The 25,518-nt window shown below is 41.2% G+C and carries 27 protein-coding genes; 10 read left to right on the top strand and 17 right to left on the bottom strand.

Annotated elements, in window-relative coordinates; genetic code table 11:
- Positions 1-6 precede the first annotated feature (6 nt).
- On the top strand, positions 7-318 hold the full coding sequence (locus CWB62_RS18975) for a DUF2909 domain-containing protein (RefSeq protein ID WP_082653587.1): 312 nt from the start codon (positions 7-9) through the stop codon (positions 316-318).
- Here the strand turns inward: CWB62_RS18975 and CWB62_RS17295 are convergent.
- The 5 genes from CWB62_RS17295 to lexA form a co-directional block, all read right to left on the bottom strand.
- The gene (locus tag CWB62_RS17295) at positions 218-1,093 is read right to left on the bottom strand and encodes a cytochrome c oxidase subunit 3 (RefSeq protein ID WP_138527387.1); all 876 of its coding nucleotides are present in this window, start codon (positions 1,091-1,093) and stop codon (positions 218-220) included. The two genes, CWB62_RS18975 and CWB62_RS17295, sit on opposite strands and share 101 nt — an antisense overlap.
- Before the next feature lie 35 nt (positions 1,094-1,128).
- Entirely contained in the window at positions 1,129-1,659 is a 531-nt protein-coding gene (locus CWB62_RS17290; RefSeq protein WP_058403625.1) for a cytochrome c oxidase assembly protein, read from the bottom strand.
- Positions 1,659-3,251, bottom strand: coding sequence for a cytochrome c oxidase subunit I (gene ctaD / locus CWB62_RS17285; protein ID WP_058403626.1), 1,593 nt, complete (start codon positions 3,249-3,251; stop codon positions 1,659-1,661). Before ctaD ends, CWB62_RS17290 begins: the two co-directional genes overlap by 1 nt.
- Positions 3,251-4,393 (bottom strand): cytochrome c oxidase subunit II, encoded by a 1,143-nt coding sequence (gene coxB, locus CWB62_RS17280; RefSeq protein ID WP_058403627.1) that lies wholly within the window; start codon positions 4,391-4,393, stop codon positions 3,251-3,253. Before coxB ends, ctaD begins: the two co-directional genes overlap by 1 nt.
- A gap of 414 nt (positions 4,394-4,807) precedes the next feature.
- Positions 4,808-5,425 (bottom strand): transcriptional repressor LexA, encoded by a 618-nt coding sequence (lexA, locus tag CWB62_RS17275; RefSeq protein WP_006793773.1) that lies wholly within the window; start codon positions 5,423-5,425, stop codon positions 4,808-4,810.
- Positions 5,426-5,601: 176 nt separating this feature from the next.
- On the opposite strand from lexA, the gene CWB62_RS17270 reads away from it, so the two are divergent.
- Complete coding sequence (locus tag CWB62_RS17270) at positions 5,602-6,045, top strand: PaaI family thioesterase (protein ID WP_058403628.1); 444 nt, start codon at positions 5,602-5,604, stop codon at positions 6,043-6,045.
- Position 6,046: 1 nt separating this feature from the next.
- On the opposite strand, the gene CWB62_RS17265 is transcribed toward CWB62_RS17270, so the two are convergent.
- Positions 6,047-6,427 (bottom strand): hypothetical protein, encoded by a 381-nt coding sequence (locus CWB62_RS17265; protein ID WP_006793771.1) that lies wholly within the window; start codon positions 6,425-6,427, stop codon positions 6,047-6,049.
- Positions 6,428-6,673: 246 nt separating this feature from the next.
- On the opposite strand from CWB62_RS17265, the gene CWB62_RS17260 reads away from it, so the two are divergent.
- The 4 genes from CWB62_RS17260 to CWB62_RS17245 all read left to right on the top strand — a co-directional run bounded on the left by CWB62_RS17260 (position 6,674) and on the right by CWB62_RS17245 (position 10,223).
- A complete protein-coding gene (locus CWB62_RS17260) occupies positions 6,674-7,372 on the top strand; it encodes a hypothetical protein (protein WP_138527388.1) in 699 nt (232 codons plus the stop codon).
- A 62-nt stretch (positions 7,373-7,434) separates the two neighbouring features.
- The gene (locus CWB62_RS17255) at positions 7,435-8,088 is read left to right on the top strand and encodes an endonuclease (protein WP_502704952.1); all 654 of its coding nucleotides are present in this window, start codon (positions 7,435-7,437) and stop codon (positions 8,086-8,088) included.
- A 147-nt stretch (positions 8,089-8,235) separates the two neighbouring features.
- Complete coding sequence (locus CWB62_RS17250; RefSeq protein WP_138527390.1) at positions 8,236-9,852, top strand: S41 family peptidase; 1,617 nt, start codon at positions 8,236-8,238, stop codon at positions 9,850-9,852.
- Positions 9,852-10,223: a hypothetical protein gene (locus CWB62_RS17245; RefSeq protein ID WP_138527391.1), complete on the top strand. Its 372-nt coding sequence runs from the start codon at positions 9,852-9,854 to the stop codon at positions 10,221-10,223. Before CWB62_RS17250 ends, CWB62_RS17245 begins: the two co-directional genes overlap by 1 nt.
- A gap of 60 nt (positions 10,224-10,283) precedes the next feature.
- Here CWB62_RS17245 and hmpA read toward each other — a convergent pair whose 3' ends face one another.
- The 3 genes from hmpA to CWB62_RS17230 are packed head-to-tail and all read right to left on the bottom strand — an operon-like array spanning position 10,284 to position 12,987.
- Positions 10,284-11,465 carry an NO-inducible flavohemoprotein gene (gene hmpA, locus CWB62_RS17240; RefSeq protein WP_138527392.1) on the bottom strand — a complete coding sequence of 394 codons (1,182 nt, stop codon included), beginning with the start codon at positions 11,463-11,465 and terminating at the stop codon, positions 10,284-10,286.
- A gap of 20 nt (positions 11,466-11,485) precedes the next feature.
- Entirely contained in the window at positions 11,486-12,718 is a 1,233-nt protein-coding gene (locus CWB62_RS17235; RefSeq protein ID WP_138527393.1) for an NnrS family protein, read from the bottom strand.
- A complete protein-coding gene (locus tag CWB62_RS17230) occupies positions 12,718-12,987 on the bottom strand; it encodes a hypothetical protein (protein WP_138527394.1) in 270 nt (89 codons plus the stop codon). The genes CWB62_RS17235 and CWB62_RS17230 overlap by 1 nt, the downstream gene beginning before the upstream one ends.
- Before the next feature lie 160 nt (positions 12,988-13,147).
- Between CWB62_RS17230 and norR the strand changes: the two genes are divergently transcribed.
- Entirely contained in the window at positions 13,148-14,704 is a 1,557-nt protein-coding gene (gene norR, locus CWB62_RS17225) for a nitric oxide reductase transcriptional regulator NorR (RefSeq protein ID WP_058403634.1), read from the top strand.
- On the opposite strand, the gene CWB62_RS17220 is transcribed toward norR, so the two are convergent.
- Entirely contained in the window at positions 14,697-15,596 is a 900-nt protein-coding gene (locus tag CWB62_RS17220; RefSeq protein ID WP_138527395.1) for a LysR family transcriptional regulator, read from the bottom strand. The genes norR and CWB62_RS17220 overlap by 8 nt on opposite strands.
- 119 nt (positions 15,597-15,715) lie before the next feature.
- Here CWB62_RS17220 and CWB62_RS17215 point away from each other — a divergent pair, with 119 nt between their 5' ends.
- Positions 15,716-16,282: an NADPH-dependent FMN reductase gene (locus tag CWB62_RS17215; RefSeq protein WP_138527396.1), complete on the top strand. Its 567-nt coding sequence runs from the start codon at positions 15,716-15,718 to the stop codon at positions 16,280-16,282.
- A gap of 11 nt (positions 16,283-16,293) precedes the next feature.
- Here the strand turns inward: CWB62_RS17215 and CWB62_RS17210 are convergent, their stop codons facing one another.
- Complete coding sequence (locus CWB62_RS17210; protein WP_138527397.1) at positions 16,294-16,740, bottom strand: tellurite resistance TerB family protein; 447 nt, start codon at positions 16,738-16,740, stop codon at positions 16,294-16,296.
- 98 nt (positions 16,741-16,838) lie between these two features.
- On the opposite strand from CWB62_RS17210, the gene CWB62_RS17205 reads away from it, so the two are divergent.
- The gene (locus CWB62_RS17205; RefSeq protein ID WP_138527398.1) at positions 16,839-17,204 is read left to right on the top strand and encodes a hypothetical protein; all 366 of its coding nucleotides are present in this window, start codon (positions 16,839-16,841) and stop codon (positions 17,202-17,204) included.
- A gap of 2 nt (positions 17,205-17,206) precedes the next feature.
- On the opposite strand, the gene CWB62_RS17200 is transcribed toward CWB62_RS17205, so the two are convergent.
- Together CWB62_RS17200 and CWB62_RS17195 are read right to left on the bottom strand one after the other, a co-directional pair.
- Positions 17,207-17,800: a hypothetical protein gene (locus CWB62_RS17200; RefSeq protein WP_138527399.1), complete on the bottom strand. Its 594-nt coding sequence runs from the start codon at positions 17,798-17,800 to the stop codon at positions 17,207-17,209.
- Positions 17,801-17,843: 43 nt separating this feature from the next.
- Complete coding sequence (locus CWB62_RS17195; RefSeq protein ID WP_058403640.1) at positions 17,844-18,830, bottom strand: SRPBCC family protein; 987 nt, start codon at positions 18,828-18,830, stop codon at positions 17,844-17,846.
- A gap of 411 nt (positions 18,831-19,241) precedes the next feature.
- On the opposite strand from CWB62_RS17195, the gene CWB62_RS17190 reads away from it, so the two are divergent.
- A complete protein-coding gene (locus CWB62_RS17190) occupies positions 19,242-20,750 on the top strand; it encodes a DUF3360 family protein (RefSeq protein ID WP_138527400.1) in 1,509 nt (502 codons plus the stop codon).
- A gap of 72 nt (positions 20,751-20,822) precedes the next feature.
- Here CWB62_RS17190 and leuD read toward each other — a convergent pair whose 3' ends face one another.
- From leuD to leuA, 4 genes are read right to left on the bottom strand one after another with little or no spacing between them, the layout of a single operon-like run.
- On the bottom strand, positions 20,823-21,422 hold the full coding sequence (gene leuD, locus CWB62_RS17185) for a 3-isopropylmalate dehydratase small subunit (RefSeq protein ID WP_138527401.1): 600 nt from the start codon (positions 21,420-21,422) through the stop codon (positions 20,823-20,825).
- Positions 21,422-22,822: a 3-isopropylmalate dehydratase large subunit gene (gene leuC / locus CWB62_RS17180; protein WP_138527402.1), complete on the bottom strand. Its 1,401-nt coding sequence runs from the start codon at positions 22,820-22,822 to the stop codon at positions 21,422-21,424. The genes leuD and leuC overlap by 1 nt, the downstream gene beginning before the upstream one ends.
- A gap of 55 nt (positions 22,823-22,877) precedes the next feature.
- A complete protein-coding gene (gene leuB, locus CWB62_RS17175; protein WP_138527403.1) occupies positions 22,878-23,954 on the bottom strand; it encodes a 3-isopropylmalate dehydrogenase in 1,077 nt (358 codons plus the stop codon).
- Complete coding sequence (gene leuA, locus CWB62_RS17170; RefSeq protein ID WP_138527404.1) at positions 23,951-25,504, bottom strand: 2-isopropylmalate synthase; 1,554 nt, start codon at positions 25,502-25,504, stop codon at positions 23,951-23,953. The genes leuB and leuA overlap by 4 nt, the downstream gene beginning before the upstream one ends.
- Positions 25,505-25,518 lie beyond the last annotated feature (14 nt).

The raw sequence follows: 25,518 nt of genomic DNA, 5'->3' as shown, positions 1-25,518 counted from the left end.
AACTCAGTGATTATTAAAATTATTATTGTACTGTTGTTAATGTTTATACTTTTTAACTTATTTAGAGCGTTATTTATTATGGTGTCAGGGAAAACAAACGGACGACCTATGTCTCATTTTTTAGGTCGCCGAGTGTTGTTTTCGGTTATTGTATTAGTGGTTGCAATTGCAGCAGTTAAGCTCGGTTTTATAAAGGCAAACAGTTCGCCCATAAACGTTACAGCACATATACAAATACAAATAAACACAGCCATACCACATCAACAAAATGCCAATACCAAGCAGCAGCTTGAAAGGCAAAGTGCTTTTCTTTTGTGAAATGCCCTTTTAATATTCGTATTAAAATAACAAATAAAAGTACGGCTCCAAGCGTGACATGCATGCCATGAAAACCAGTAAGCAAAAAGAATGTGTTCCCGTAAACACCGGCATCTAATGTTAAGTTTAAGTCGTTATATGCATGAACATATTCTTCTACTTGTAATGCTAAAAAGCACACGCCTAATAGCACCGTAAGCCCTAAAAACACTTTGAGGGGTTTGCGTTTATTGTTTTCCATTGCTACATGAGCAAAATGCAAAGTAACTGATGACGCGATTAAAATTAACGTATTAATTAGTGGTAGCCCTTGCCAACCCATAGCTTGCGTTGTGTCTCCCGAAGGTGTAACAACTAAAGGCCACATAGCTTCAAAAGTAGGCCACAAAACCTCATTGGTCATAGCATTGTTACCCGCGCCACCTAACCAAGGCACCGAAATCATACGCGCGTAAAATAACGCACCAAAAAAGGCCATAAAAAACATAACCTCAGAAAAAATAAACCAACTCATGCCTTGTCGAAAAGAGCGATCCATTTGCGCAGAGTACAACCCCTGATCTGACTCATGTATAACGTTTTTAAACCAGCTAAATAACATATACAGAAGAACGGCTATACCGGCATAAAGCAAATAAACACCGCTACCCCCTTCCTTTCCAACCTCCATAACAGTTAAGCCTGCGCCTACGGCGATAAAAAATAATGCAACCGCCCCTACAATAGGCCACGGACTTTGCTCTGGTACGTAATAATGCTCATATTCTTGATTCATTTTACTTGCTCCTAGTTTCACACTAGTATTAATCGCTAGTTATTACTGGCTACTAGCTGTTCACTAATATCAAATACGGTATAAGATAAAGTTAGCTCTTCAACATCACTTGGAAGCGCTGTATCAACATAAAAAAGCAATTTAAATTCGAGCTCTTCTCCCGCTTTTAGGGGTTGTTGATCAAAGCAAAAACAGGCCATTTTGTGTAAATATTTTGCTGCTTTCCCAGGTGAAACAGACGGCACAGCCTGCATAACTTTATCGAGTTCGCTACTATTTTTTGCGCTAAAAACGACTTCTCGCATTTCTCCGGGTTTTACAACCACACTGTACTCTTTTGATTTCACTTCAAAAGGTGCACCACTTTGCGCATGGGTAGTAAAACTCACGCTGACGTCCCTTGTTTGCTGAACCATAGTACTTTGTTGTGCTTGCTCTAACGATGGCTTCCCATTAAGCCCTGTTAAATCACAAAACACGTCGTATAACGGCACTAAGGCAAACGCAAACGCAAACATACCTATGCTGATAAGTATTAGGCGCTTAAGAAGTGGTGCATGTGTCATTACTTAATTTCCGGTGGTGTTGAAAATGTGTGGTATGGCGCTGGCGAATCAACTTCCCACTCCAGCCCTTCTGCACCATCCCAAACTTTAGCAGGGACTTTTTCGCCACCTCTGGCACATTTAAAAACAACCACCACAAACAACAGTTGAGATAAACCAAATGCAAAGCCACCAATACTTATAATTGCGTTGAAGTCTGCAAATTGCAGTGCATAGTCCGGAATACGACGAGGCATACCAGCTAATCCCACAAAATGCATTGGGAAAAACAGCACATTTACACTGACTAACGACAACCAAAAGTGCCATTTAGCCAACGTGATATTAAACATATTGCCGGTCCATTTGGGCAGCCAGTAATAAGCACCGGCCATGATTGAAAATACCGCACCGGTCACTAATACATAGTGAAAATGAGCCACTACAAAATAAGTATCGTGGTATTGAAAGTCGGCGGGGGTAATAGCAAGCATCAACCCTGAAAAACCACCTAATGTAAACAACACTATAAAGGCAATACTGAACATCATAGGCACTTCAAAGCTAATCGAACCGCGCCACATGGTGGCTACCCAATTAAATACTTTAACGCCAGTGGGTACCGATATCAGCATTGTTGAATACATAAAAAATAGCTCTGCAGCTACCGGCATACCGGTGGTGAACATGTGATGCGCCCACACAATAAAGCTCAGCAATGCTATAGATGACGTGGCATAAACCATTGATGCATAACCAAATAGCTTTTTACGCGAGAAAGTAGGCACTATGGTTGAAATAATACCGAAGGCAGGCAAAATCATGATGTAAACTTCAGGGTGACCAAAAAACCAAAATATATGCTGAAACATCACCGGATCGCCACCGCCTGCAGCATCAAAAAAGCTAGTCGCAAAATATTTATCGGTTAAAACCATGGTCACCGCGCCTGCCAAAACAGGCATAACAGCAATGAGCAAAAATGCCGTTATTAGCCATGTCCATACAAACAGAGGGAGTTTCATCCACGTCATACCAGGAGCGCGTAAGTTAACTATAGTAACCACCACGTTAATAGCCCCCATAATCGAGCTAATGCCCATTATGTGCACAGCAAATACAAATAAGGCAGTATTGTCATTACTGTATGTGGTTGAAAGCGGAGCATAAAAAGTCCAGCCAAAAGCAGGGCCCCCTCCAGGCATAAATAAAGACGCAAGCAAAATTAAAAATGCGAAAGGTAAAATCCAAAAACTCCAGTTGTTCATTCTAGGTAATGCCATATCTGGCGCACCTATCATTAACGGTATCATCCAATTGGCTAATCCCGTAAAAGCCGGCATAACGGCACCAAACACCATTATTAAACCGTGAACTGTGGTCATTTGATTAAAAAAGTGAGGGTCGACTAACTGTAATCCTGGCTGAAATAACTCGGCCCTGATCACCATAGCCATTGCGCCACCAATTAAAAACATGGTCAGCGAAAATATTAAATATAAGCTACCAATATCTTTATGATTAGTTGTATAAAGCCAGCGTTTAAAGCCTTTAGCTGGGTGATGAGCATGGTGCGCTTCGTTGGCATTAGGTTGTTCTGCTATGCTACTCATTAGTTAGCCTCCGCGTCGGCATCAAGTGCTGCTTGAATCTCACTAGGCTGAATAACATCACCGGTATCGTTACCCCATGCATTGCGCTTGTAAGTAATAACCGCAGCCAATTGTTTTATAGATAACTGCTTGGCAAATGATTGCATTGCCGTACCTGGGCTACCATAAATAAGTATGTCTATATGACCTTTTATATCTCCAAGTACAATTGGGCTGCCTTTAAGCGCCGGAAATACGCCCGGCAATCCCATACCTGTAGGCTGATGACACGCGGCACAACTTGCCATGTATACCTGAGCACCCAGCTCCATTAACTCTTCTTTTGGTAATGTTTGATCAAGTAAAGCTGCATCAGCTAAAGCAGCTTTTTGTTTAGCTTGTTTAGCGTCGGCAAGCCATACTTTAAAATCAGCTTCAGATTTAGCCTCAACTACAACAGGCATAAATCCATGATCTTTACCACACAGCTCAGCACACTGGCCTCGGTAAATCCCTTCTTCGTTTATGTTGGTCCATGTTTCGTTAATAAAGCCCGGATTTGCGTCTTTTTTAACGGCAAAGTCTGGTACCCACCAAGAGTGAATAACATCATCTGAGGTCATTAAAAAACGAATTTTTTTATTAATTGGCAGTACGAGGGGTTTATCTACCTCAAGCAAATAATTTGGGTTTTTATCTGCTAAATTGGTAATTTCATCTTGAGAGGTTGCAAGCATTGAGTAAAACTCTACGTCTTCTCCCATGTATTCATAATGCCATTTCCACTGCGAGCCAGTCACTTTAATTGTTAAGTCGGCTTTACTGGCATCTTCCATCGCTATTAACGTTTTTGTAGCTGGCACTGCCATCGCAATTAATATAACAAATGGTATAGCAGTCCAAAGAATTTCTACTTTAGTACTTTCGTGGAATTGAGCGGGAACCGCCCCTTTAGATTTTCGATGATGAATGAGTGCCCAAAGCATGATGGCAAACACTATTATTCCAATTACACAACATATAAAAAATATGGTCATGTGTAATTCGTAAACATTTTCACTTATATCTGTAACGCCCTTGCGCATATTATATTGGCTGTTGGCCAACGCTAACTGCGGAAAAACACACAATATAAGCCACAAGGTACAACTAAGTTTACCCATGTGACGACTCCTTTGATGCTGTTGCTAGTGCAAAGCGAAGAGGCATACGGCTTAAACGCCAATTCGTTATTTTTATTTTTGTATTAATGCCATTTGATTTATAAAAAAATTGGCATTCACTGCGCTAGCAACAAATTTATTGTGTGTGCTCAAAACTTAAAAGCGATGAGTATTGCCAGCGTCAGTTCATTAACAATTAGTTAATATTTAACCAGCATGCAAGTTTTTTGTATTAAAAACAAACAATAAATATGTAAAAAGTAGAGAGTTGATTTAGTTTAGCGTAGAAAAAAGTAGCTAAAATCGAGAGTTAGTAAGGGCTGAGAATGAAATAAGGAGTATGAATAAAAAAACAAATTTAAAAAAATAAAAATGCGCACCAAAATAGTGCGCAATTTATAAAATAAGGTAAAGCTACATCCAGTCTGCGTTACGAATAACACCCACTGCCAAGCCTTCAATGTTGAATGATTCAGTTTCAAGGTCGACCTTAATTGGTGCAAACTCGTCATTTTCGGCATGAAGTAATACCTGACGACCTGCCTTTTCAATACGTTTTACTGTTACATCGTCATCAACACGAGCAACCACAACTTGACCATTTTCAGCCACTTGTGTTTTATGTACAGCAAGTAAGTCGCCATCCATAATGCCTATATCTTTCATACTCATACCATTTACGCGCAGTAAAAAGTCAGCAGCTGGTTTAAACATTAATGGATCAATTTTACAGTGGCTCTCAACATGCTCTTGCGCCAAAATGGGTGAGCCTGCCGCAACTCGGCCAATAAGCGGTAAACCTAATTGCTCCGGTTCCTCTTCTTCAACAAGTTGAATCCCTCGGCTTGCGCCTGGCTTCATTTTAATCACCCCTTTTTTGGCAAGGGCTTTTAAATGTTCTTCAGCGGCATTTGCACTTTTAAACCCTAACGTTTGTGCTATTTCAGCACGTGTAGGCGGCATACCAGTGTCTTTAATAAACACTTTAATTAATTCGAGTATTTGAGCTTGGCGTTTAGTTAATGGGCGCATACAACTGGTTTTCCATACAGTACATTTAACTGTGAGTATATACAGTTAAATAAAAATCGCAAATTTAAATTACCCGTTCAAATAGCCAAATTACTTCCTTACGTGTACATTTTAGGTGCTTTCTAAAATAGCCTATAAAAATAGTAACTTGCTTCATTAAATTTAAAGGAATCTATATGAGTATTTGGCATCAACCGATTACATTAGCACTGTGTAAACAATTAGACGAAGGGATTAGTGGCCAAGGTACCCTAATGAAAACCATGGGAATAGAAATAACAGAGATAGGCGATGACTACTTAGTCGCAACTATGCCTGCAATCCCTGCACATCATAATCCTATTGGCATGGTTCATGGCGGCGCTAACGTTGTACTGGCAGAAACGGTAGCCAGCTATGCTGCTAATTTTGTTGTCGATTTCACAAAATTTTACTGTGTTGGGCAAGAAATAAGTGCAAGCCATTTAAAGGCTTCTCGTAATGGTACATTAACGGCAACAGCACGCGCATTTCATATTGGAAAACGTAGCTCAGTATGGGAAATAAAAATCACAAATAGCCGTAACGAACTGTGCTGCGTATCAAAAATGACCGCAGCAGTTGTTGAACGAAAAGCGTAGGTTACTTCTCGAGAGGGTAAATTGTTATTTCCATACCCGCGCCAATAGCAGATATACGAAGTAGTGTATCTGCATGCAAAGCTTGATTAAAACACTTTGGCGATGTGCCTGACTCAAATCCTATATCAAACGTTCTGCGTGAACAGCTTAACCATTGCTTTAATGCATTGCGTGAACACGATTCAATAAGCTCACAAATATGGTTTATTGCTTTGTCTGGTGATTTAACATCGCCAGCTACCTCAATACGCGCTAATTGACGGTATTCGTCTTTGTCATAATGTAAAATCGTTGCGACTTTTTTTAGGTCGGCCACCAGCACACTAATATCTTGTTTTGACTCAAGCTCTAGATCTACATTTAAAAATTGAATTTCCGACATTGTTTCGTATTTATCCTCTAATAGTTACCTTGCAAACTTTAACGCAGTTTTATCGTTATACCAAATCAACACCCTATAAATAGACACTTTATCAGTTAATATTCTTATTTTAGAGTGTTATTGCTACTTACTATTCGCGCTAGTGTGCTGCAACTCAGTTTTAATGCACTAGTGCGACATTTTGTCGCACCCACCTTGCCTACCATTCGCGTAAAATGTTTATTAAAAATAATAAGATAAACACCTATGAAAAAAATATTTAAGCCAGCACGTAAACTTCATAAATGGTTAGGCTATTTATTAGGCCTACAAATTTTAGCTTGGTTGCTTGGCGGTTTAGTGATGAGCGCTATTCCGCTTGAAAAAGTACATGGTAAACACCTAGCAACACGCACTCTAGCCAACCCTTTTAAAAGCAGCGATTACGTCGCATCAATTGATGATATTGTTTCGCAAGTAACTAATCCGACTAAAATAACCTTCACACATTTCTTATTCACCCCACTTATAACTGTAACCAGTAAAGGCAACCCTCAAAGTTTTAATGGCATTACTGGGCAACCATTTAAAGCGCCGAATAAACAGCAAATAATTGCTAATGCGCACGCACATTTACTTATTGATGCTCAACCCGAAAGTACCGCATTATTAGCTGTAGGACCACGAGAAAGCGGTTATAAAAAAAATGTATGGCAAGTACAATTTAACGATACATTTAGCACCACCCTCTATTTGTCATCAGATACAGGCCAAGTGATTACTGTGCGCAGTACACTGTGGCGAATTTTCGACTTTTTTTGGATGCTTCATATTATGGATTATGATGAGCGTGAAAACTTTAATAATCCTTTATTAATTAGCTTTGCAGCAACCAGTGTACTTTTTTGTTTAAGTGGTTTTTTGCTGCTATTGCAAAATATAAGGATTAAACGCAGTTTTAAATAAGTGTATGTTTGCCTGTTAAGCCAGTAAACTAGGCGCTCCTGTAGTTCACGTATGTGATGGATATGACCCGATTGATTTTGGCCTTACTGGCTTGCTGTGTCTGTTTTTCGGTATCAAGTAAAGACTTTACTCGTTTCTCTACTGCTAAAAAGCACTTAATAAAAACACTACCGAACAATGCAAAAAGCCTGTATTGCGGTTGTGATATTAAAAAACAAGGTAAAAAACTAGTGCCAGATCCAACGGGTTGTGGCTATGTACCACGTAATACGTTCACGCGCTCTGGCAAAATAAATCAGCGCGCTTTACGTATTGAATGGGAGCACATAGTGCCGGCATGGGAGTTTGGCCATCAACTACAATGTTGGCAAAACGGCGGGCGAAAAAATTGCCGTAAGGTCAGTGCTAAATTTAGGAAGATGGAAGCCGACATAAACAATTTAGCCCCCGCCATTGGCGAAATAAACGCTGACCGTTCTAATTACCGCTTTGGTATGCTGGGTGAGCCCGCGACCCAATATGGCCAATGTAATGTAAAAGTAAACTTTAAACAACGCGTTGTAGAGCCTCCGCTTTATGCCCGAAAAAAAATTACCGACGCCTATGCTTACATGCAAAAAACGTATGGTTTAAAAATTTCAAAACAACAACAAAAACTCTTTAATGCCTGGCAAAAACAAGACCTAGCACTAAAAAACACGACCAATAAACTGTAATAGCGCCTATCCACTAATAAAGAAATTCAAGCTCCTGCTTTGCAAATAAAAATGACACACTTATTTACATAAAGAAAAAGCTAAACGTTGAATAAATAATCAGGTGTTGTAGTATTTTAAATAACTTATTTACAGGAAGTACTTAGCATGTTTAAAAACAACACACTATCGCTTGCAATTATCAGCGTGCTCTCAACTTTTGCTTTAACAGGTTGTGGTGGAGGCGGAGGTAGCAATAATACACCATCTCCTGTCACGCCACCAACAAGTAGCACACCGACATGGACTGCTGGTGTATTTGAACCGTCAGACGAACTTAAAAACTTTTGTGAAACACCGCGCACAGGTAACGATCCGTTTAATAATAACCAACCATACCCAGACCAAGCTGGTTCAGCCTTATACGAAAAACTATGGCTTCGCTCATGGAGCGACGAAACATACCTTTGGTATGATGAAATTACCGATAACAACCCTGAATCGTTCGATACCGTGGCTGACTATTTTGCTCAACTAAAAACTGAAGAACTAACCGATTCGGGTGCTAAAAAAGATAACTTTCATTTTTCAGAACCCTCTGAAGATTACTTCCAAGAAGCACAGTCGGGCGTCACTTCTGGCTATGGTATTAACTGGGCATTTATTGGTGATTCAGCCGATAGAATTTTACGTGTTGCTTACCTTGAAGATAACTCTCCAGCAAGCCAAATTGGCTTTCAACGAGGCGATACTGTACTTGAAGTTGATGGTGTGAGTATTAATACCAATACCCAAGCAGGCATAGACACTTTAAACGAAGGCTTATTTAGCCCAACCAACGGTGACTCACATACAATTGTTGTACGCAGTAACGACGGCACGGAAAAAACGTTTAATGTCACTGCAGGTAACATCGAGCAGACTCCAGTTCAAAATGTACAAACGATTGTAACAAGCAATAACACGCGCGTTGGGTATATGCAGTTTAATAGTCACATAGGTATTGCCCAAGAAGGACTTATTGATGCAGTAAATAAATTTAAAACCGATAACGTAGACGAACTCGTTATTGATTTTAGATACAACGGCGGTGGTTTATTAGCACTGTCTTCGCAGCTTGCATATATGGTGGCGGGGAGCGCCAATGTACAAAACCGTTTTTACTATCAAACGCAACAAAATGATAAGCAGCCTATTGATTCTCCATTCCCGTTTATTGACGAAGAAATAGACTACTCAACGTTTTTCAGTACTGGCGATAAATTACCTGATTTAAACTTATCTAAAGTGTATGTATTAAGTACATCAGGTACCTGTTCAGCCTCTGAAGCGTTTGTAAATGGCTTAAAAGGGATAGATGCAGAGGTGATACTGATTGGCGATACAACCTGTGGTAAACCATACGGATTTACGCCTACACACAACTGTGGAACAACCTACTACACCATTCAATTTAGTGGCGTTAACAGCAAAGGCTTTGGTGAATATGCCGCTGGCTTTACCCCTACACCAACGCCACAATTTAATGCCGATGTACAAGGATGTGTTGTTAGCGACGACTTTGATAATCAACTTGGTGATAGCAACGAAGCTTTACTATCTGCAGCACTTTTTCATATAGATAATAACGGCGAGTGCCCAATCACAACAACAGTCGCTAATAGTAAAGTAGATGTACCAAGCTTTGCTGCAACTAGCGAAAAACTGCAGCCTTTAAACGCACCAAATGAGCTTACTCGCGGTAACATGGACCTAACATGGCCTACGTTGTCTAAGGAGCAATAATGGTAAAGTTACTGGCAATACTCACTGTATTAATTAGCCTTGGGGGGTGTAATAGTATGAGTAATGCCGTTGCAAAACCTGCGCTTTTAACAGAGGTTAACCCAGGCGTTATTACTGTGCTACAACAGGCCATTATAAAAGCCAAAGGTGGCACGCTAGTTACACTTGCCGACACTGTGTTTACCAAACGTAGCGAGCTTTTGCTAAGCCATGGAAATAGTAAAGATCCAAATGGCATGCCCATAATGGGCGCGCATAATATAAAGTCTGAAAAATTTGTTTTACAAATAATCGGCGAGCAGTGCGTGCTTTATTATCCTAAAAAAGATATGTCTATTGAGCTTAAAAACGTAAGTTGTAAAGCGCAATAAAATACTATTAAAAAGGCACACAGCATTAATACTGTGTGCCTTTATCATTTTTCACTTGGTTTATAAGTCTTGATGCGGACCAAACACTTCGTAATGAATATGCTCATTTTTAACGCCTAGTGCCAGTAACTGGCTTTTCACAAACGCCATAAACCCAGCGGGGCCGCATAAGTAAAAATCGCCATTTTTAAGAGGTAACTGTGTTTTTATGGCCGTTAAATCCATTAGCCCAGTAAAATCAGCCCCATCACTACTTTGATTAAACCACGTCATAGTTTGCAAACAGTTATAAACCGTACTTAATTCATTTAAATAGTGTGCAAACGAGTGCTGCTGAGTATTTTCGCACGCATGTAAATACAGAATGTCGTGATTAGGGTTATCGCTTAATAACGTTTCGAGCATAGCAAGCATTGGCGTTTGCCCAACACCTGCTGAAATAAGTACCGTCGGTTGAGTACTATTGCGTAAAAAGAAATCTCCTGCAGGCGGGTATAGTTCAACTATGTCACCTTGAGCTAGTGAGTGTAAATAATTAGACACCATGCCAGGCTTTGGCTGTAGCTCTTTTTTAACACTAATACGGTAGTTTTTACCGTTACTTTTTTGCGAAATAGAATACTGGCGAATTTCTTCATATTCAGCGCCCTCTGGCTTAACTTTAATACCTAAATATTGGCCAGGTTTATGGGTAATTATAGCTTCGCCATCAACCGGCGTAAGTGTAAAGCTTGTTACTAGCTCAGATTCAACTTGCTTGTTGGTTATTTCAAATTGGCGAGTACCGGCCCAACCACCCAGTGTGTTTTTACTGTGTTCATACAAAGCCGCTTCTTCGGTAATACAAATATCAGCAAGCAATGCGTAAGCTTCACGCCATGCGTATTCTACATCTGGCGTAAATTGATCAGGAATAAGCTCTTTTAAGGTGCCAATTAAATGAGCACCAACAATGGGGTAGTGCTCTGGTAAAATATTTAAACTGGTGTGTTTATGATTAATGCGCGCTAATGCCTCTTTTAACACCGCTAAGTTATCAATATTTTGGGCGTATGCCGCTAATGCGTTAAACAAAGCAAATTGCTGGCGGCCGGTGTCTTGATTCGCCATATTAAAAATATTTTTAAGCTCTGGGTTATGGCTAAACAAACGCTTATAAAAATGATCGGTAACAACCGTGCCGGCTTGCGCTAATAACGGAACGGTGCTTTTAACAATCTCAATGGTTTTATCAGATAACATAATGTATTCCTGTAGGTAAACTAACCACGACGCCCATCAACACGACGCCGCGTTAATATAGGTGTGCAGTAAATTAAAAATAACAAAAAAGCCACTAGCCACAGCAAAGCACTTATCTGCCAAGCAAAGTGTGGCCCAATAATTAAGGGGAGTATTGAGCGAGTAATCGCTGCCACCAGCACAAGAGCAAAAGCAACAGATATATAATTAGGGGTGCTAAGCGTACGCCCTGTATGACCAAGCGATACACGGGTCATCATGGCTAAAATCATCATCCCTATTGTGCCAATAGTGATGAGGTGGAGCGCATCTTTGAAGGGTATTACGCTTGTGTAAAAGCTAAATGCAATCATCATCAAGCCAACACCTAAAGCAAGATAAGAAAAATGCAGAGACCATAATAATGGCACTTTTAGCACTTTTGCGTTCCACCAATACCCAGATCGAATTAAGTGAAGCGCAGCAACTATTGCAACAATTAATGAAGGGCTAATTGCGCTTAAAAATAACTTACTAATAAAAAATAAAGTAATTGCCAATATTGATAAATACAGCAGTGCTTTATCAGTTTTAGGAGTGCGTGTTTGCTCGCTAAGCAATAAACCTTTAGCAGTAAAAAAGGGAAGCACCCTTCCTGCAACAATGCCTACCAGTAAGCTAATAACGAGTACAGCGGTGTCAACCACAGCCAAAGCAAGCTGCATGTTGTTATTTAAAACAAGTAATAAATAAAGTGTATTGAGGGAGCACAACACACTTAAAATAGCTAAAAACTGATAGTTATTTTTACTGCGTGCTTTTAATAGCATATTAGCCAGCGCTGCAATTGCACCTATCCACCATGCTAGCTGCAGCACAATAACAGCCAATAAATTAATATTGGCAAAATCTGGCAGCACAATAAAAAAAGCTAAACGAGCAATTACCCATATTAAAGTAAGTAGCATAAGTGCTTTGCCACTTATACTTCCAACGCCCGTCCATGTTTGTGCCGCCGTAAGTAAAAAACCTACAGCAACCACTCCTGCAAAGCCAAACAGCATTTCATGAGCGTGCCAAAGTGTAGCTGGTATGGTTAAGTGCCAACTAGCATGGCCTGATAAAATAAGTAACCAATACCCTATCGAAAAAAATGCCAGCAAACCGCCTGCTAAAAAGTAAGGTCTAAATGCAAGCATCCATAACGGCCATTTAGTTACTTGATGGATAGCTATGTGCGCTGGCATTGGCTCGGTTAAATTTAGTGGGCGCATTAACGTACTTCCTGCCCTAAACCATGTTGAGCAACGCAGCGCAGCACATAACTAACTTTTAAAATAGCTGCCACTACAATAGTGCTAATATGCGCTGATATTTGTACCTGCATCGAAAAGTACTCTGCATACGGGTAGCTAATTAAAATGCTCACAACCATACAAATAAAGCTCAACCCTAATACGGCATTAGCAGTAAATAAAAGCGATTCAAAAAATGAGCCTAACTCAATATTGTTGCTTACATTATTTATTGTAAATGTGTTCATAACTACCTCAGTAACCATTAACGTTACTTAGCTATTACACATACTGTGCCAATAAAACAAAGTATTACTATTCAATAGGTTAAATATAACCACTTTACAAAATGAGTCTTTATGACCTACTCTATTTTAAATCATAAAAACACGTATAGGTCATTTTGACATGAACCAGCAATTCAACCTCACTCAAGTAGCTTTAGAGCTTGCCCAAAGCACCCTGCACGAGCACAGCTTTGACCAATTACTGGCAACGGTTGAGCGTGTAATACCTAGCGATGCCAGTGCATTACTTGTGGTGCAGGGCGAGCAACTTAAACCCTTAGCCATTAAAGGCCTGATGCCCGACAGCCTTGGCAGGCGTTTTAAAATAGCAGAGCACCCTCGCCTTAAGGCTATTTGTAGTGCTAGCCACGCATTACAATTTGCACACGACTGCCCACTGCCCGACCCATACGACGGCCTACTGCTGGCTAAAACAGGCGATATTCCTGTGCATGCCTGTTTAGGCTTACCCCTTTACGATAAAAATGCACTACTTGGCGTACTCACGTTTGATAGCCTTAATGCAAATGCCTTTAGCAGTATCAGCACAGATACGCTAAGCACCTTACAAACGCTGTGTAGTGCACATTTTAAAACGGCTCTAGAGCTTGCCCATTACAAACAACATGCGCAGCATTCAAGTGCACTTGTGCAAGAGTTAACACGTGATGCACTTACTCGCGATGGCGGTGAAATAATTGGCCAAAGCCCAGTAATAAAAACGCTTAAAAATGAAATAAAACTAGTTGCTGCCTCTAACTTTAGTGTATTGGTTTTAGGAGAGACAGGCGTAGGAAAAGAGTTAGTAGCGCGTAATATTCACTTAAATTCTGCACGTAAAGATCAGCCTCTCATTCACTTAAATTGTGCCTCACTTCCCGAAAATCTTGCAGAGAGTGAATTTTTTGGCCATGCCAAAGGCGCTTTTACTGGTGCACAAAATGCCCGCCAAGGTAAGTTTCAGCTAGCTGATGGCGGCACATTATTTTTAGACGAAATTGGCGAGCTGCCATTGGCTATGCAAAGTAAATTGCTGCGCGTACTGCAAAGTGGTGAAATTCAAACCGTTGGTGAAGACATACCAAAATACGTAGATGTTCGAGTAGTCGCTGCCACTAATCGTGATTTAAAACATGAGGTAGCACAAGGTCGCTTTAGAGCCGATTTATATCACCGGCTAAGTGTTTACCCTATTACCGTGCCGCCACTTAATAAACGTGAGCACGACATAACCCTACTTGCTGGTTATTTTATTGAGCAAACAGCCCGTAAATTAGGTATTAAACAATTAAAGCTAAGCACTGAAGCGCAAGCATTGCTTAACCAATACAGTTGGCCTGGTAATGTACGCGAGCTTGAACATGTTATTAGCCGCAGCGCATTAAAGGCTAAGCAAAGCCAATGGCAAAACCCTATAGTTACGATTACAAGCGAGCACTGCGATTTAACCCCACAGCTAAGTAATACAGTGCAAGTTAACACGCAAAACACCATTCACACGGCCTGTAATCAGCCATTAAAGCAGGCCGTTGAATCTTTACAATTTACAGTTATAACCGAGCAACTAAAGCAGCATAATTATAACTGGGCAGCAACTGCAAGAGTGCTGGAACTCGACAGAGCAAACCTTGTACGCCTTGCTAAGCGTTTAGGTATTGAGGTTAAAAAAACTATTTAAGAGTTTGAGGCTTATTAAAATGCGCTTTTAATAATCCTGCAAAAGCTTGTACTTTCGCGGTGCGATGCACTAAATGATGGGTCACTAACCACACATCGGTGGGCCAATTTAATTCACTGTGTAGCACAGGGACCAAATCGCTATATTGCGCTGCTACATCATGTTGTAAACCACCAATCCCTAAGCCTTTAATAATAGCGCGTGTAGCCTCGGCGGTTTCTGATACACGTAATTTGATTTGCGATGCAGGAATGTTTTCGTCTGCCCAAGCAAAATAAGGCACCCGCGCGTTATATCCCGCAACTCCTGATACAAAATTATGCTGCGATAAATCACTTAACGATTTGGGCATACCATGCTTGGCAATGTAGCGTTTGTTAGCATACAGGCCCGATGAAAGCTTTGCTAAATGCTGAGCTATGTAATCACCTTCATCAGGTTTAGGCCCTGCACGAAGCGCAATATGTGCTTGCCCGTGATCGAGGCGCAAGCGTTTTTGCTCCAAAATAACTTCAAGCTGCACTTGTGGGTGTAATGCCTGAAATTGCTCACATACATCGCCCATAACATCCATAAACCCACTAACCGTAGTAAGTAATAAACTTCCGCGTAAAGTACTGTCGGCAGCGGCAATATCGTTATGTAGCTGTTCGAGCGAGGTATCTATAGTTTGCGCTGTAGCAAATAATTTAGCGCCTATTTCAGTTACCTTGTAACCACGAGCATGGCGATGAAACAAGCGGGTATCTAGGTTTTTTTCAAGGCTGTTAATTCGTCTTAACACTGTGCTGTGGTGTACATTTAGTGCCTCTGCCGCAGCGGTAAGCGTGCCAAGCCGAGCCACTTCAAAGGCTACTTTTACGTCTTGCCAGTCGTCAAATTTTATTGCCATGCGCCCTGCCTTAAACTTATGTGCGTATACGCACATAAGTGTTGCGTTTATTTGGGTTTTCTACAAGTAAAAGTTTGCTACATTAGGTATGTAACTTAAAACATAAAAAGGCCAAATCTATGTCAGCACCAAAAATTATCGCTCTTGCGGGCAGCTTACGAAAAGAAAGCTTTAATCAAAAACTTATTAATGAAGCAGCACGTTTTGCTTTGCAAACCGGTGCTGAAGTAGAAGTTATTCAGTTAAACGAGTTAGATATTCCACTATTTAACGAGGACATTGAAGCGCAAGGCACACCAGCCGACGCCCAACTTTTAAAAGACAAACTCCGCTCTGCAGATGGTATTTTATTGGCAAGCCCTGAGTATAACGGCTCGATCACTGCGCCATTAAAAAACGCCATCGATTGGGCATCGCGTACAGAGCAAGGTGCAGTACCGGCATTTCGTAATAAAGTAGTGGCATTATTTGCTACTTCACCGGGTGGATTGGGCGGTTTACGCGGTTTAAACCACGTACGTGATATTTTAAGCGGCATTGGTTCGTTAGTGCTTGCCGACCAACTTGCTGTACCCTCTGCGTTTTCTGTTTTTGGCGATAATGGCCAAATTAGCGACCCAGAAGTAGCCGATAAAGTATCTTCACTTGCTCATCAATTAGTCAGTGTTGCAAGCAAATTAAAGTAACCTTATACGCTTTACTTTTGCTTTGTCGCCGCTATTTTTGCGGCGATAAAATCAACATGTGTTACATATAATAGACCCGCTATTTTACGTATTACGTACTCTTCTTGTGGGTCTATTTCACCGTCTGCATAGGCTAAACGCCACAGCAATTCTATTATTTCGATGCGCTCGGCTGCACTGCAATGTTCATTAATCTGCTTTGAAAACTGAAAGTAATCAATTGCACCATCTAAACTGCTTGCAGCATTGGTGGTGAGCTCTTCAACCTCAGAATCTGTTAAATTAAAATATTTTTTTAAGGTTACAGTCAGGGTGTGTTGTTCATTATGGTCGAGCTTAGTATCGGCACGCATGACTTCAATTAGCAACGCTGCTACCGCTGTTTTTAAATCGTGCGGCTCTATACTCGGCGCTTGATCATCGAATGCTGCAAAAAGCTGTTTTATTTGTTTGAACATCACATTATCTCTTTTTGGGTGTTAGACTTAACGTACATAAACCGAACTTATATGAGTATTTAATGGGTATTAAGTTCGCAAATTAAAGGATACATTTTATGAAAGGGTTATTTTCACCACGCTTTATTATTAGTAGCGCACTGGTGGGCCTTTCGAGTATAGGCACTGCGCAAGCCGACACCATCGAAAAAGAAAAATCATACGACTTTGATAATAAAGTGCATTACTACCAAACCAAAATTGACGACAGCAATTACAAACTAGAAATACAATCAGACGACTATAAGCATTTTGCCAATCAAAGTATGTTTTTACTTCGCCATGCAGAGAGGTTGTGCCGTGGTAATACCTTTATGCTAAAAGTGCTTGAAGGCGTACAAGAATACGAACGTTTTCCTACTAAGCCACGTGCCTATCAACCACCTTTAACGGTTTTATTGCAATGCGAAGAGCCTAAGCAATAAGCTTACTCTTCGTATCCCCATGGTGCAGCGGGTGGCGTAATAGGTTTGGTTAAATCAAAATCCACTTTAAATTCGCGCCCTTGACGAATTAAACGGTAAGTAAATACCTCAGGGTAAATATACATTTGCCATGTATTCCCTGCCGATTGCGCAATACCTTGTGCTACAAATAATTCTTTAGAATATTGATCAGCAGGAAACGACTGCATTTGTGCATAACCCGCATCAAGTGTATGACCGCCATACATGGTTGAAGCATCGTCAGTACCATCTTCATGGCGATGGTCGTGTTTTAAGCTCAAACCACTGCCTGTTTTTGTAATGATCCAGGTACGTGACGCATCATCACCCACATGAAATGGTACTTGCAGCTCGCTATCAGTACATTTGCGTACATGCATGATTAGTTTTTTATTATCAAATGAGCTTGGGCCCTTTGCGTTATCTATGCTTACTTTGCCCTCAAACGCTTTACCACAGTGCGCTGCAATATTATTAAAAAACGCATCATGCGTTGGTATAGATACCAAAGGCGCAGGGCGCGCAATAGCGACTGATGAAGCAAGTAATAACGTTGCTGCCGTTAATGATTTCATAAAGTACTCTTATAATAATTTTTTAATACCATAGCGGTTTAAGTTAAGTTTGGGAAATAACTGCGACAAGTGGCTTCTCTGCTCTATTTTTCATTAATGTTAAAAGTGAATGATGGAAGTCTTGAAAAATGACCTCACCCCATATTCGCGAATAAACACCAAAATTTGTATTATCTTGCACGGTCGTTTTTAAAGTTAAAATGGTATTGCCGCTTTTATCTTCACTTAACTCATACCCACCGTAAAGAGGTGAAAAGTATTCGCCTCCTAGTTTTACATGTTTATCGAGTGCGTCATCGGGGATAGCATCAGGGTCTATGTCAAATCTATAAAGCATCTGTTTATTTGGCTGCCAATCCGTAATAACTTCTTTAAATATAACTCCTTTTTGCCATTTACTGGTTCTAATTGCACCAACACCCGCAGCATTCATATTTGCCTCTAAGGGCTTAGGTACACCTATTAATTGGGTAAGCGAAAATGGCAATTCTTGTGGCTCTATGGTGCTTACATTTGCAAGCTGCTGCCACACACGGTTTATAGGCGCTTCAATAATTATAGAGTTGGTGACTTCGTACGTTTTTGATAAGTGTAAATAATTTACCTCAATAGGTGAGAGCAATACAGGAAGCAAAGCTATTGAAAGTAAAGAATGGTTAGCGTTTTTAGTTTTGCGATTTTTAATAAAACCTGCCAGTAAACCGCCAATACTTGCAAAGAGCATAAAGGCAGGCAAAGCCATTGCCACACAAATACTGCCTTCAAGTAACGTAATAACACTGACAAGTAAAAAAACAAAAATTGGCTGCCAAGCAATTATCACCATTTGCCTTTTAGTTAATGTTTTTGCGCTTTTAAATTCAAAATGAATACGAATATAGCCAATTGCAACGGGCACTAAAAACATAAATGATATAGAGACTAGGCTACTTAAATTATAAGTATCAAATAGCTCTACAAACAGCCGCATAAATATGCCGTAAAGCGTACCAAGTAAAATACCAATTGATTTAGGGGAGTTGAATTGCATCTCTATTCTTTATTGTTGTTATTAACAATCAGAAAGTAACAGAAGTATTATTCCACCACAAATAAAACAAAATTAACGGCTCCTGCAAGCAAATAGCCTGAAATAAAACAAATTTAACAACCACTAAGACTAAAGGATAATAACCTGTCGTTAACACGATACTATTCGGCAAATAGCTCTGCGCATCATTAATGATGCAATCAAGAATATGATTTATAAAAACTTTTAATCACCTTCTGTAATTTTATGATTTTTAGTGTAAAGCTGTTTTTTTAATTAACTGTATTAAAAATAATCATACACGACCTTTTGCCTATACATTCCTGAGTAAAAGCTGTTCTACCCTGCCCCTTCACTATTCATTTGCTTTAGGGCGTTTTGAAAAATAAGCAACGAGTAACAGGAGGGACTATGTCAGTAACCCCAAAGGGTCACAACTCAGATCACAAAGATACATTGCACGACAATATCAACAGCTATCAAAACAATCATAAACCCAGTTCAGAGTTTAATACCCGCGACGAATATTTAGAGCACGAGCTACAAATTATGCAGCCCAAGCGCTGGCGGCCTAATTTACCATTTAGAGACTACCGCTTTGAATTTGAAGACACGATTCCAGCCATGGCGGGCACCATTGGTAAAGTTGTTATGGTGGGGGCTATTGCAGCTACTTTTGCAGCGCCACTGGGTTTAAGTGATGCGTTTGTGTTAGAAAACGTACGCTATGAATTACTCATTGTTTCTATTTTTATTATTTTGTTTTCGGGCTTTATTTTACCCACGGCTAATTTAGCCGGTACTCATGGCCCACTTATTCCTCTTATTCCTATTGTGGTTGCCGCTGGCGGCCACTCTATGGCGTTTGGCTTACTCATTGGTGCCTTTGGCTTTATTTTAGCCATAACCAAAGGAGGGAGTTTATTGGCACGGTTAACCAGTAAAGGCGTGTGCGGGGGCTTACTCATATACTTGGGCTTTATTGGTACTATTTCGCAGGTTAAAAAGCTATTTGCATGGGCTGAGGCCATTGATATGGCGCACATTGCATTTATAGTTATTTTGGCCACCATTTTATTGTATGCGTTACTTGAGCATTTTAAAAAGCGCTGGCTTGCTGTGCCGCTTAGCTGCCTTATTGGCGGTGTGGTTGCATTTGCACTCGGTGCCCCATTTGAATTTAATACGGCACCGGGCTTACCAAATATGAACCCAGCTTATTGGTGGGGCGAAAACACGGGTTGGATGCTTGGCCTACCAAAACTTGAAAGCTTTGTGGTTGTGCTGCCGTTTGCGGTACTAGCTGTCGCTATGTGGTCACCGGATTTTTTAGGGCATCAAGTTTTTCAAAAAATTAGTTACCCGCAACGTACTGAAAAAGTACAAATGAACATAGACGACACCATGCTAAGTGCATCGGTTAGGCAGACCTTTGGCTCGCTGGCCGGAGGTGCTAACTTTACCTCATCTTGGGGGACTTACATTGTACCTGCTGCTATTGCTAAACGCCCTATTCCGGCGGGCGCCATTTTAACAGCCGTATTTTGTATTATTGCGGGTTTATGGGGTTACCCAATGGATTTAGCCATTTGGCAACCCGTGCTTTGCGTTGCGCTTATTGTTGGTGTGTTTATTCCGCTACTTGAGGCTGGTATGGAAATGACACGCGAAGGTAAAACAACGCAATCGGCCGCAATAGTTGTATTTGCGTCAAGCTTGGTTAACCCTGCTTTTGGTTGGTCACTGACTATGCTGCTTGATAACTTAGGCTTAATTGGCTGTAAAGAGCGCAGTGCTAATTTAACTAAAATGAGCCGCTGGGTTGTACCACTCATTATGTTTGTGGTTTTAACTACCGTTATGGCTATTGTTGGTATGTTGCCGGGCATTCCTGCGCTAATGGCAGATTTTAGACATTAATTTAGCGTATAAAAAAGCGCGGCTTATATACTCAGCCGCGCTTTGTTTTCATATGTAATTAATTGCTTTTCGTTACTGCCAAGGGCGCTCAGCAGCAAGTTGTTTTTCAAACGTATCAATTTGTGGATTTAGCGTTTCGGTCACACCAATAAAATCTAAGCCACTTAATAAACGCTCTTTTACGTCTTTACGAATATCAAAACTAATTGGCGCAAATTTATCGCTTGTTAGTGTTTGGTTTTCAAGATCGATTTTAATGTTTATATCGTCGTGTTGCTCACTAAGTACAAACAATTGCTCAAGCGTGTCGGCTGGTAGCGCAATGGCTAGCATTTGGTTGTTGCCACAGTTATTAAAGAAAATATCAGCAAAACTTTCCGCTAAAATCACTTCAAAACCATATTGCTTAAGCGCCCACGGTGCATGCTCACGCGATGAGCCACAACCAAAGTTGTCGCGCGTTAATAATATTTGCGCGCCTTGGTAGCATGGGCGATTTAAAATAAAATCAGGGTTTGGTTCGCCGTTTTCTAGGTAACGCCAATCGTAAAACAATGCTGCATCAAAACCATCACGGCTGGTTGATGTTAAAAACTGCTTAGGAATGATTTGGTCTGTATCTACATTGTTTTTATCAAGTGGGGCCATTAAGCCACTAAAAAATACGCTCATTAGGCTTCTCCTCTAATATCAACAAAGTGACCATGTATTGCAGCAGCTGCCGCCATTGCAGGGCTTACTAAATGCGTACGCCCGCCACGACCTTGGCGGCCTTCAAAATTACGGTTAGACGTAGATGCACAGCGTTTGCCCGCTTCTAAACGGTCATCGTTCATCGCTAAACACATTGAACAGCCTGGCTCGCGCCATTCAAAGCCTGCGGCTTTAAAAATATCGGCTAAGCCTTCGTATTCAGCTTGCTTTTTAACAAGGCCTGAGCCCGGTACAATTAACGCCTCTATGCCAGCTAATACTTGCTTGCCTTCAACAATTTTTGCCGCGGCACGTAAATCTTCAATACGGCTATTTGTACATGAGCCAATAAAGACGGTATCTACTTTCGCGCTTGATAATTTATCGCCCGCTTTTAAGTCCATGTACTTAAGTGCACTGCGTATAGCATCGGCTTTAATTAAATCTGGCTCTTTATCTGGGTCTGGTATGCACTCATCAACGCCAATGACTTGTTCTGGGCTTGTGCCCCACGTAATTTGCGGCTGAATGTCTTTAGCTTCAAGCTCAACAACTAAGTCAAACTCAGCGCCTTCATCTGTTTTTAAGGTTTCCCAGTATTCAACTGCGGCGTCAAAGTCAGCGCCTTTTGGTGCAAACGGACGACCTTTTAAATAATCATAGGTAATTTTATCTGGCGCTATTAAACCCGCTTTAGCACCCATTTCAATGCTCATGTTACATAGCGTCATACGAGCTTCCATTGAAAGTGCTTCAATGCCTTCACCACAAAATTCAGCAACATAACCTGTGCCACCAGCAGTACCTAATTTACCAATAACCGCCATTATTAAATCTTTAGAGGTTACCGTTGGGCGAAGCACGCCGTTAATTTGAATTTTTAACGACTTTGCCTTTTTTTGCTGTAGCGTTTGCGTTGCTAATACGTGCTCAACTTCAGATGTACCAATACCGTGTGCTAATGCGCCAAAGGCACCATGCGTAGAGGTATGGCTATCGCCACATACAATGGTAGTGCCAGGCAAGGTAATACCTTGCTCTGGGCCCATTACATGCACTATGCCTTGGTTAATTGAGTTTAAGTCGTAAAGTACAATGCCAAACTCTTTACAGTTTGCATCTAGCGCCATTAACTGGTTTTTAGATACTTCGCTTGCGGCATCAAGTGATCGGCTTTTAGTCGATACGTTATGATCCATCGTTGCAAAGGTTTTTTCAGGGCAACGCACCTTACGTTTTTTTTCGCGTAGGCCTGCAAAAGCCTGTGGTGATGTCACCTCGTGCACTAAATGACGATCTATATAAAGTAAATCAGTTTGCTCATTTATGCTGGCAACGGTATGTGCTTGCCAAATTTTGTCGTATAACGTTTGGGCCACTTGCTAATTCCCTACTCTGTTAAGTCGCAGCATAACGGTGCTGCGCCTTTAATAATTAAATACGTGAAACGATGGCTGCTGCCACATCGCTTGTGCTGTAACCACCCTCTGGGTAGATATCTGGCGTGCCAACGCCTGCTTCAACGGCTTCGGCTACGGCTTTTTCAATGGTGCGCGCTGCTTCGTCTTGCCCTAATGAGTAACGTAGCATAAGTGCGGCACTTAAAATTTGTGCAATCGGGTTTGCAACGCCTTTGCCTGCAATATCTGGCGCTGAGCCACCAGCTGGTTCATACAAACCAAAGCCCGATTGATTTAAGCTAGCCGAAGGTAATAAGCCCATTGAACCTGTGATCATTGCACACTCATCTGACAAAATATCACCAAATAAGTTATCGCAAAGTAACACGTCAAACTGGCTAGGCTGTTTAACTAGCTGCATAGCTGCGTTATCTACATATATGTAATCTAGGCTTACTTCTGGGTAGTCTTTGCTTACTTCGGTAACGACTTCACGCCATAATACGCTTGATGCAAGTACGTTGGCTTTATCTACCGAGGTTACGTGGTTACTGCGTAATTTTGCTGCTTCAAAGGCAAAACGAGCTATACGTTCAATTTCTTTACGCGAGTAGTTTTGCGTATCAAAGGCAAACTCTTCTTCGCCTTCGCCACCTCGCCCTTTTTCACCAAAGTAAATGCCGCCGGTAAGCTCGCGCACACATAAAATATCAAAACCTTTTTCGCTAATGTCGGCACGTAATGGCGATGCTGCGCTAAGCGCCGGTAAAAGCTGCGCTGGGCGTAAATTACAAAACAAACCAAAGTGCTTACGAAGCGGTAAAAGCGATGCACGCTCAGGTTGCTCGTTAGGTGGTAGGTTTTCCCACTTAGGGCCACCTACTGAGCCAAATAAAATGGCATCGGCGTTTTCACACGCGCTTAGTGTTTTTGGTGGTAATGCTTCACCAAATTCATCAATGGCTGCACCACCAATAGCATGATGATCGCGGTTTAGAGTAAAACCAAACTTATTGCTCACAGCATCAAGTACTTGCTCTGCTGCTGCCATTACTTCTGGGCCAATACCGTCGCCAGCTAATACTGCAACGCTGTAGTTTGTTTTACTCATCCTGCTTTCCTTTGTTGTTTTAAATCAGACACTTTTTGTGCACGATAAATTAAGTTGTAAACACGGATCATGGCGCGTACCGACGCTTCTACCACATCCGCAGCAATACCCGCACCGTGATAAGGGCGGCCATCGTATTTAGCAATAATGTTTACTTGGCCTAGCGAGCTTGCGCCTTGGCCAGTGGCTTCTAAGTTGTATTCAATCATTTCAACGCTCATACCGGTTAAGCGCTCAATTGCCGCAAACGACGCCTCTACCGGGCCATTACCTGTAGCAGCTTCTTGTTTAACTTCGCCATCAATCACCATACCAATAGTTGAGCTTGCTACCGACTGTGAGTTAGACGCTGAGTTTACAAACTCTAACTGGTATTTTTCGTCTTTGTCGTTAATTTGATTTAAGTAAATCATGGCTTCAAGGTCGTAGTCGTACACCGTGCCTTTTTGATCCGCTAACGCTAAAAAGCTTTCGTATAAGCTGTCCATATCGTAATCAGCTTTTTGGTACCCTAACTCTTCTAAGCGGTGCTCAATAACATGACGACCCGAACGCGAAGTCATATTTAATTGGTTATTTGGCACACCTACGCTTTCTGGCGACATAATCTCATAAGTATTTTGCGCTTTTAATACGCCATCTTGGTGAATGCCCGAGCTATGTGCAAAGGCGTTTTCGCCCACAATCGCTTTATTTGGCTGTACCGGCATATTACAAATTTTTGCAACTTGGCGAGATGCGCGATAAATTTCTTCGCTTTTAATATCGGTATGTACTTTTAAGTGGTCTTTGCGCATTTTCATGATCATCGCCACTTCTTCAAGCGAGCAGTTACCCGCACGCTCACCAATCCCATTTATTGTACATTCAATTTGACGAGCACCCGCTTGTACAGCGGCTACCGAGTTAGCTACAGCTAAACCTAAATCGTTATGACAATGTACGCTTAAACGCGCTTTATCAATATTTGGCACGTTATTCATTAAATGGCGGATCATTGCAGCGTATTCGTCTGGCGTTACAAAGCCAACGGTATCGGGCAAGTTAATAGTAGAGGCACCCGCATTAATGGCCTGCTCAACAATTTTACATAAATCCCAATGCGGCGTACGCCCTGCATCTTCACACGAAAACTCAACATCATCTGTGTAGTTACGCGCTAATTTAATTGATTTAACCGCCATTGCCGTTGCATCATCTAGGCTCATGCGTAATTTGTGTTCAAGGTGCAAAGGGCTTGTGGCAATAAAAGTATGAATACGGCTTTGCTGTGCTGTGCGAAGCGCCTCACCACAGGCTTCAATGTCTTTAACAACCGAGCGTGCTAAACCACAAATAATTAGGCCTTTTACTTCGGTTGCAATACGTTGCACCGAGCGAAAATCAGCAGGGCTCGAAACTGGAAAACCCACTTCCATCACATCAACATTCAAGCGGCTAATAGTATGCGCTAACTGAATTTTATCGTCTTCAGTAAGGCTTGCTTTAAGTGCCTGCTCGCCATCACGTAAGGTGGTATCAAAAATCCATACTTTATCTTTGTCTTGCATAACTGCCCCTCATT

This window comes from Pseudoalteromonas sp. S408 (assembly GCF_005886645.1).
Lineage (GTDB): Bacteria > Pseudomonadota > Gammaproteobacteria > Enterobacterales > Alteromonadaceae > Pseudoalteromonas.
The sequence above is the reverse complement of the archived record's forward strand: the minus strand, read 5'-3'. Positions and strand labels throughout refer to the sequence as shown.

Excerpts from the sequence above, each read along its gene's own strand:
- ctaD (WP_058403626.1), bottom strand. The coding sequence starts at position 3,251 with ATGAGTAGCATAGCAGAACAACCTAATGCCAACGAAGCGCACCATGCT.
- CWB62_RS17250 (WP_138527390.1), top strand. The coding sequence starts at position 8,236 with ATGTTTAAAAACAACACACTATCGCTTGCAATTATCAGCGTGCTCTCA.
- lexA (WP_006793773.1), bottom strand. The coding sequence starts at position 5,425 with ATGCGCCCATTAACTAAACGCCAAGCTCAAATACTCGAATTAATTAAA.
- leuD (WP_138527401.1), bottom strand. The coding sequence starts at position 21,422 with ATGAGCGTATTTTTTAGTGGCTTAATGGCCCCACTTGATAAAAACAAT.
- CWB62_RS17190 (WP_138527400.1), top strand. The coding sequence starts at position 19,242 with ATGTCAGTAACCCCAAAGGGTCACAACTCAGATCACAAAGATACATTG.
- leuA (WP_138527404.1), bottom strand. The coding sequence starts at position 25,504 with ATGCAAGACAAAGATAAAGTATGGATTTTTGATACCACCTTACGTGAT.
- CWB62_RS17200 (WP_138527399.1), bottom strand. The coding sequence starts at position 17,800 with ATGAAATCATTAACGGCAGCAACGTTATTACTTGCTTCATCAGTCGCT.
- CWB62_RS17210 (WP_138527397.1), bottom strand. The coding sequence starts at position 16,740 with ATGTTCAAACAAATAAAACAGCTTTTTGCAGCATTCGATGATCAAGCG.
- CWB62_RS17230 (WP_138527394.1), bottom strand. The coding sequence starts at position 12,987 with ATGAACACATTTACAATAAATAATGTAAGCAACAATATTGAGTTAGGC.
- CWB62_RS17245 (WP_138527391.1), top strand. The coding sequence starts at position 9,852 with ATGGTAAAGTTACTGGCAATACTCACTGTATTAATTAGCCTTGGGGGG.
- hmpA (WP_138527392.1), bottom strand. The coding sequence starts at position 11,465 with ATGTTATCTGATAAAACCATTGAGATTGTTAAAAGCACCGTTCCGTTA.
- CWB62_RS17215 (WP_138527396.1), top strand. The coding sequence starts at position 15,716 with ATGTCAGCACCAAAAATTATCGCTCTTGCGGGCAGCTTACGAAAAGAA.
- norR (WP_058403634.1), top strand. The coding sequence starts at position 13,148 with ATGAACCAGCAATTCAACCTCACTCAAGTAGCTTTAGAGCTTGCCCAA.
- CWB62_RS17205 (WP_138527398.1), top strand. The coding sequence starts at position 16,839 with ATGAAAGGGTTATTTTCACCACGCTTTATTATTAGTAGCGCACTGGTG.
- CWB62_RS17220 (WP_138527395.1), bottom strand. The coding sequence starts at position 15,596 with ATGGCAATAAAATTTGACGACTGGCAAGACGTAAAAGTAGCCTTTGAA.
- coxB (WP_058403627.1), bottom strand. The coding sequence starts at position 4,393 with ATGGGTAAACTTAGTTGTACCTTGTGGCTTATATTGTGTGTTTTTCCG.
- CWB62_RS17270 (WP_058403628.1), top strand. The coding sequence starts at position 5,602 with ATGAGTATTTGGCATCAACCGATTACATTAGCACTGTGTAAACAATTA.
- CWB62_RS17255 (WP_502704952.1), top strand. The coding sequence starts at position 7,435 with ATGACCCGATTGATTTTGGCCTTACTGGCTTGCTGTGTCTGTTTTTCG.
- CWB62_RS17235 (WP_138527393.1), bottom strand. The coding sequence starts at position 12,718 with ATGCGCCCACTAAATTTAACCGAGCCAATGCCAGCGCACATAGCTATC.
- CWB62_RS17295 (WP_138527387.1), bottom strand. The coding sequence starts at position 1,093 with ATGAATCAAGAATATGAGCATTATTACGTACCAGAGCAAAGTCCGTGG.
- CWB62_RS17195 (WP_058403640.1), bottom strand. The coding sequence starts at position 18,830 with ATGCAATTCAACTCCCCTAAATCAATTGGTATTTTACTTGGTACGCTT.
- leuB (WP_138527403.1), bottom strand. The coding sequence starts at position 23,954 with ATGAGTAAAACAAACTACAGCGTTGCAGTATTAGCTGGCGACGGTATT.
- CWB62_RS17265 (WP_006793771.1), bottom strand. The coding sequence starts at position 6,427 with ATGTCGGAAATTCAATTTTTAAATGTAGATCTAGAGCTTGAGTCAAAA.
- CWB62_RS17290 (WP_058403625.1), bottom strand. The coding sequence starts at position 1,659 with ATGACACATGCACCACTTCTTAAGCGCCTAATACTTATCAGCATAGGT.
- CWB62_RS17260 (WP_138527388.1), top strand. The coding sequence starts at position 6,674 with ATGAAAAAAATATTTAAGCCAGCACGTAAACTTCATAAATGGTTAGGC.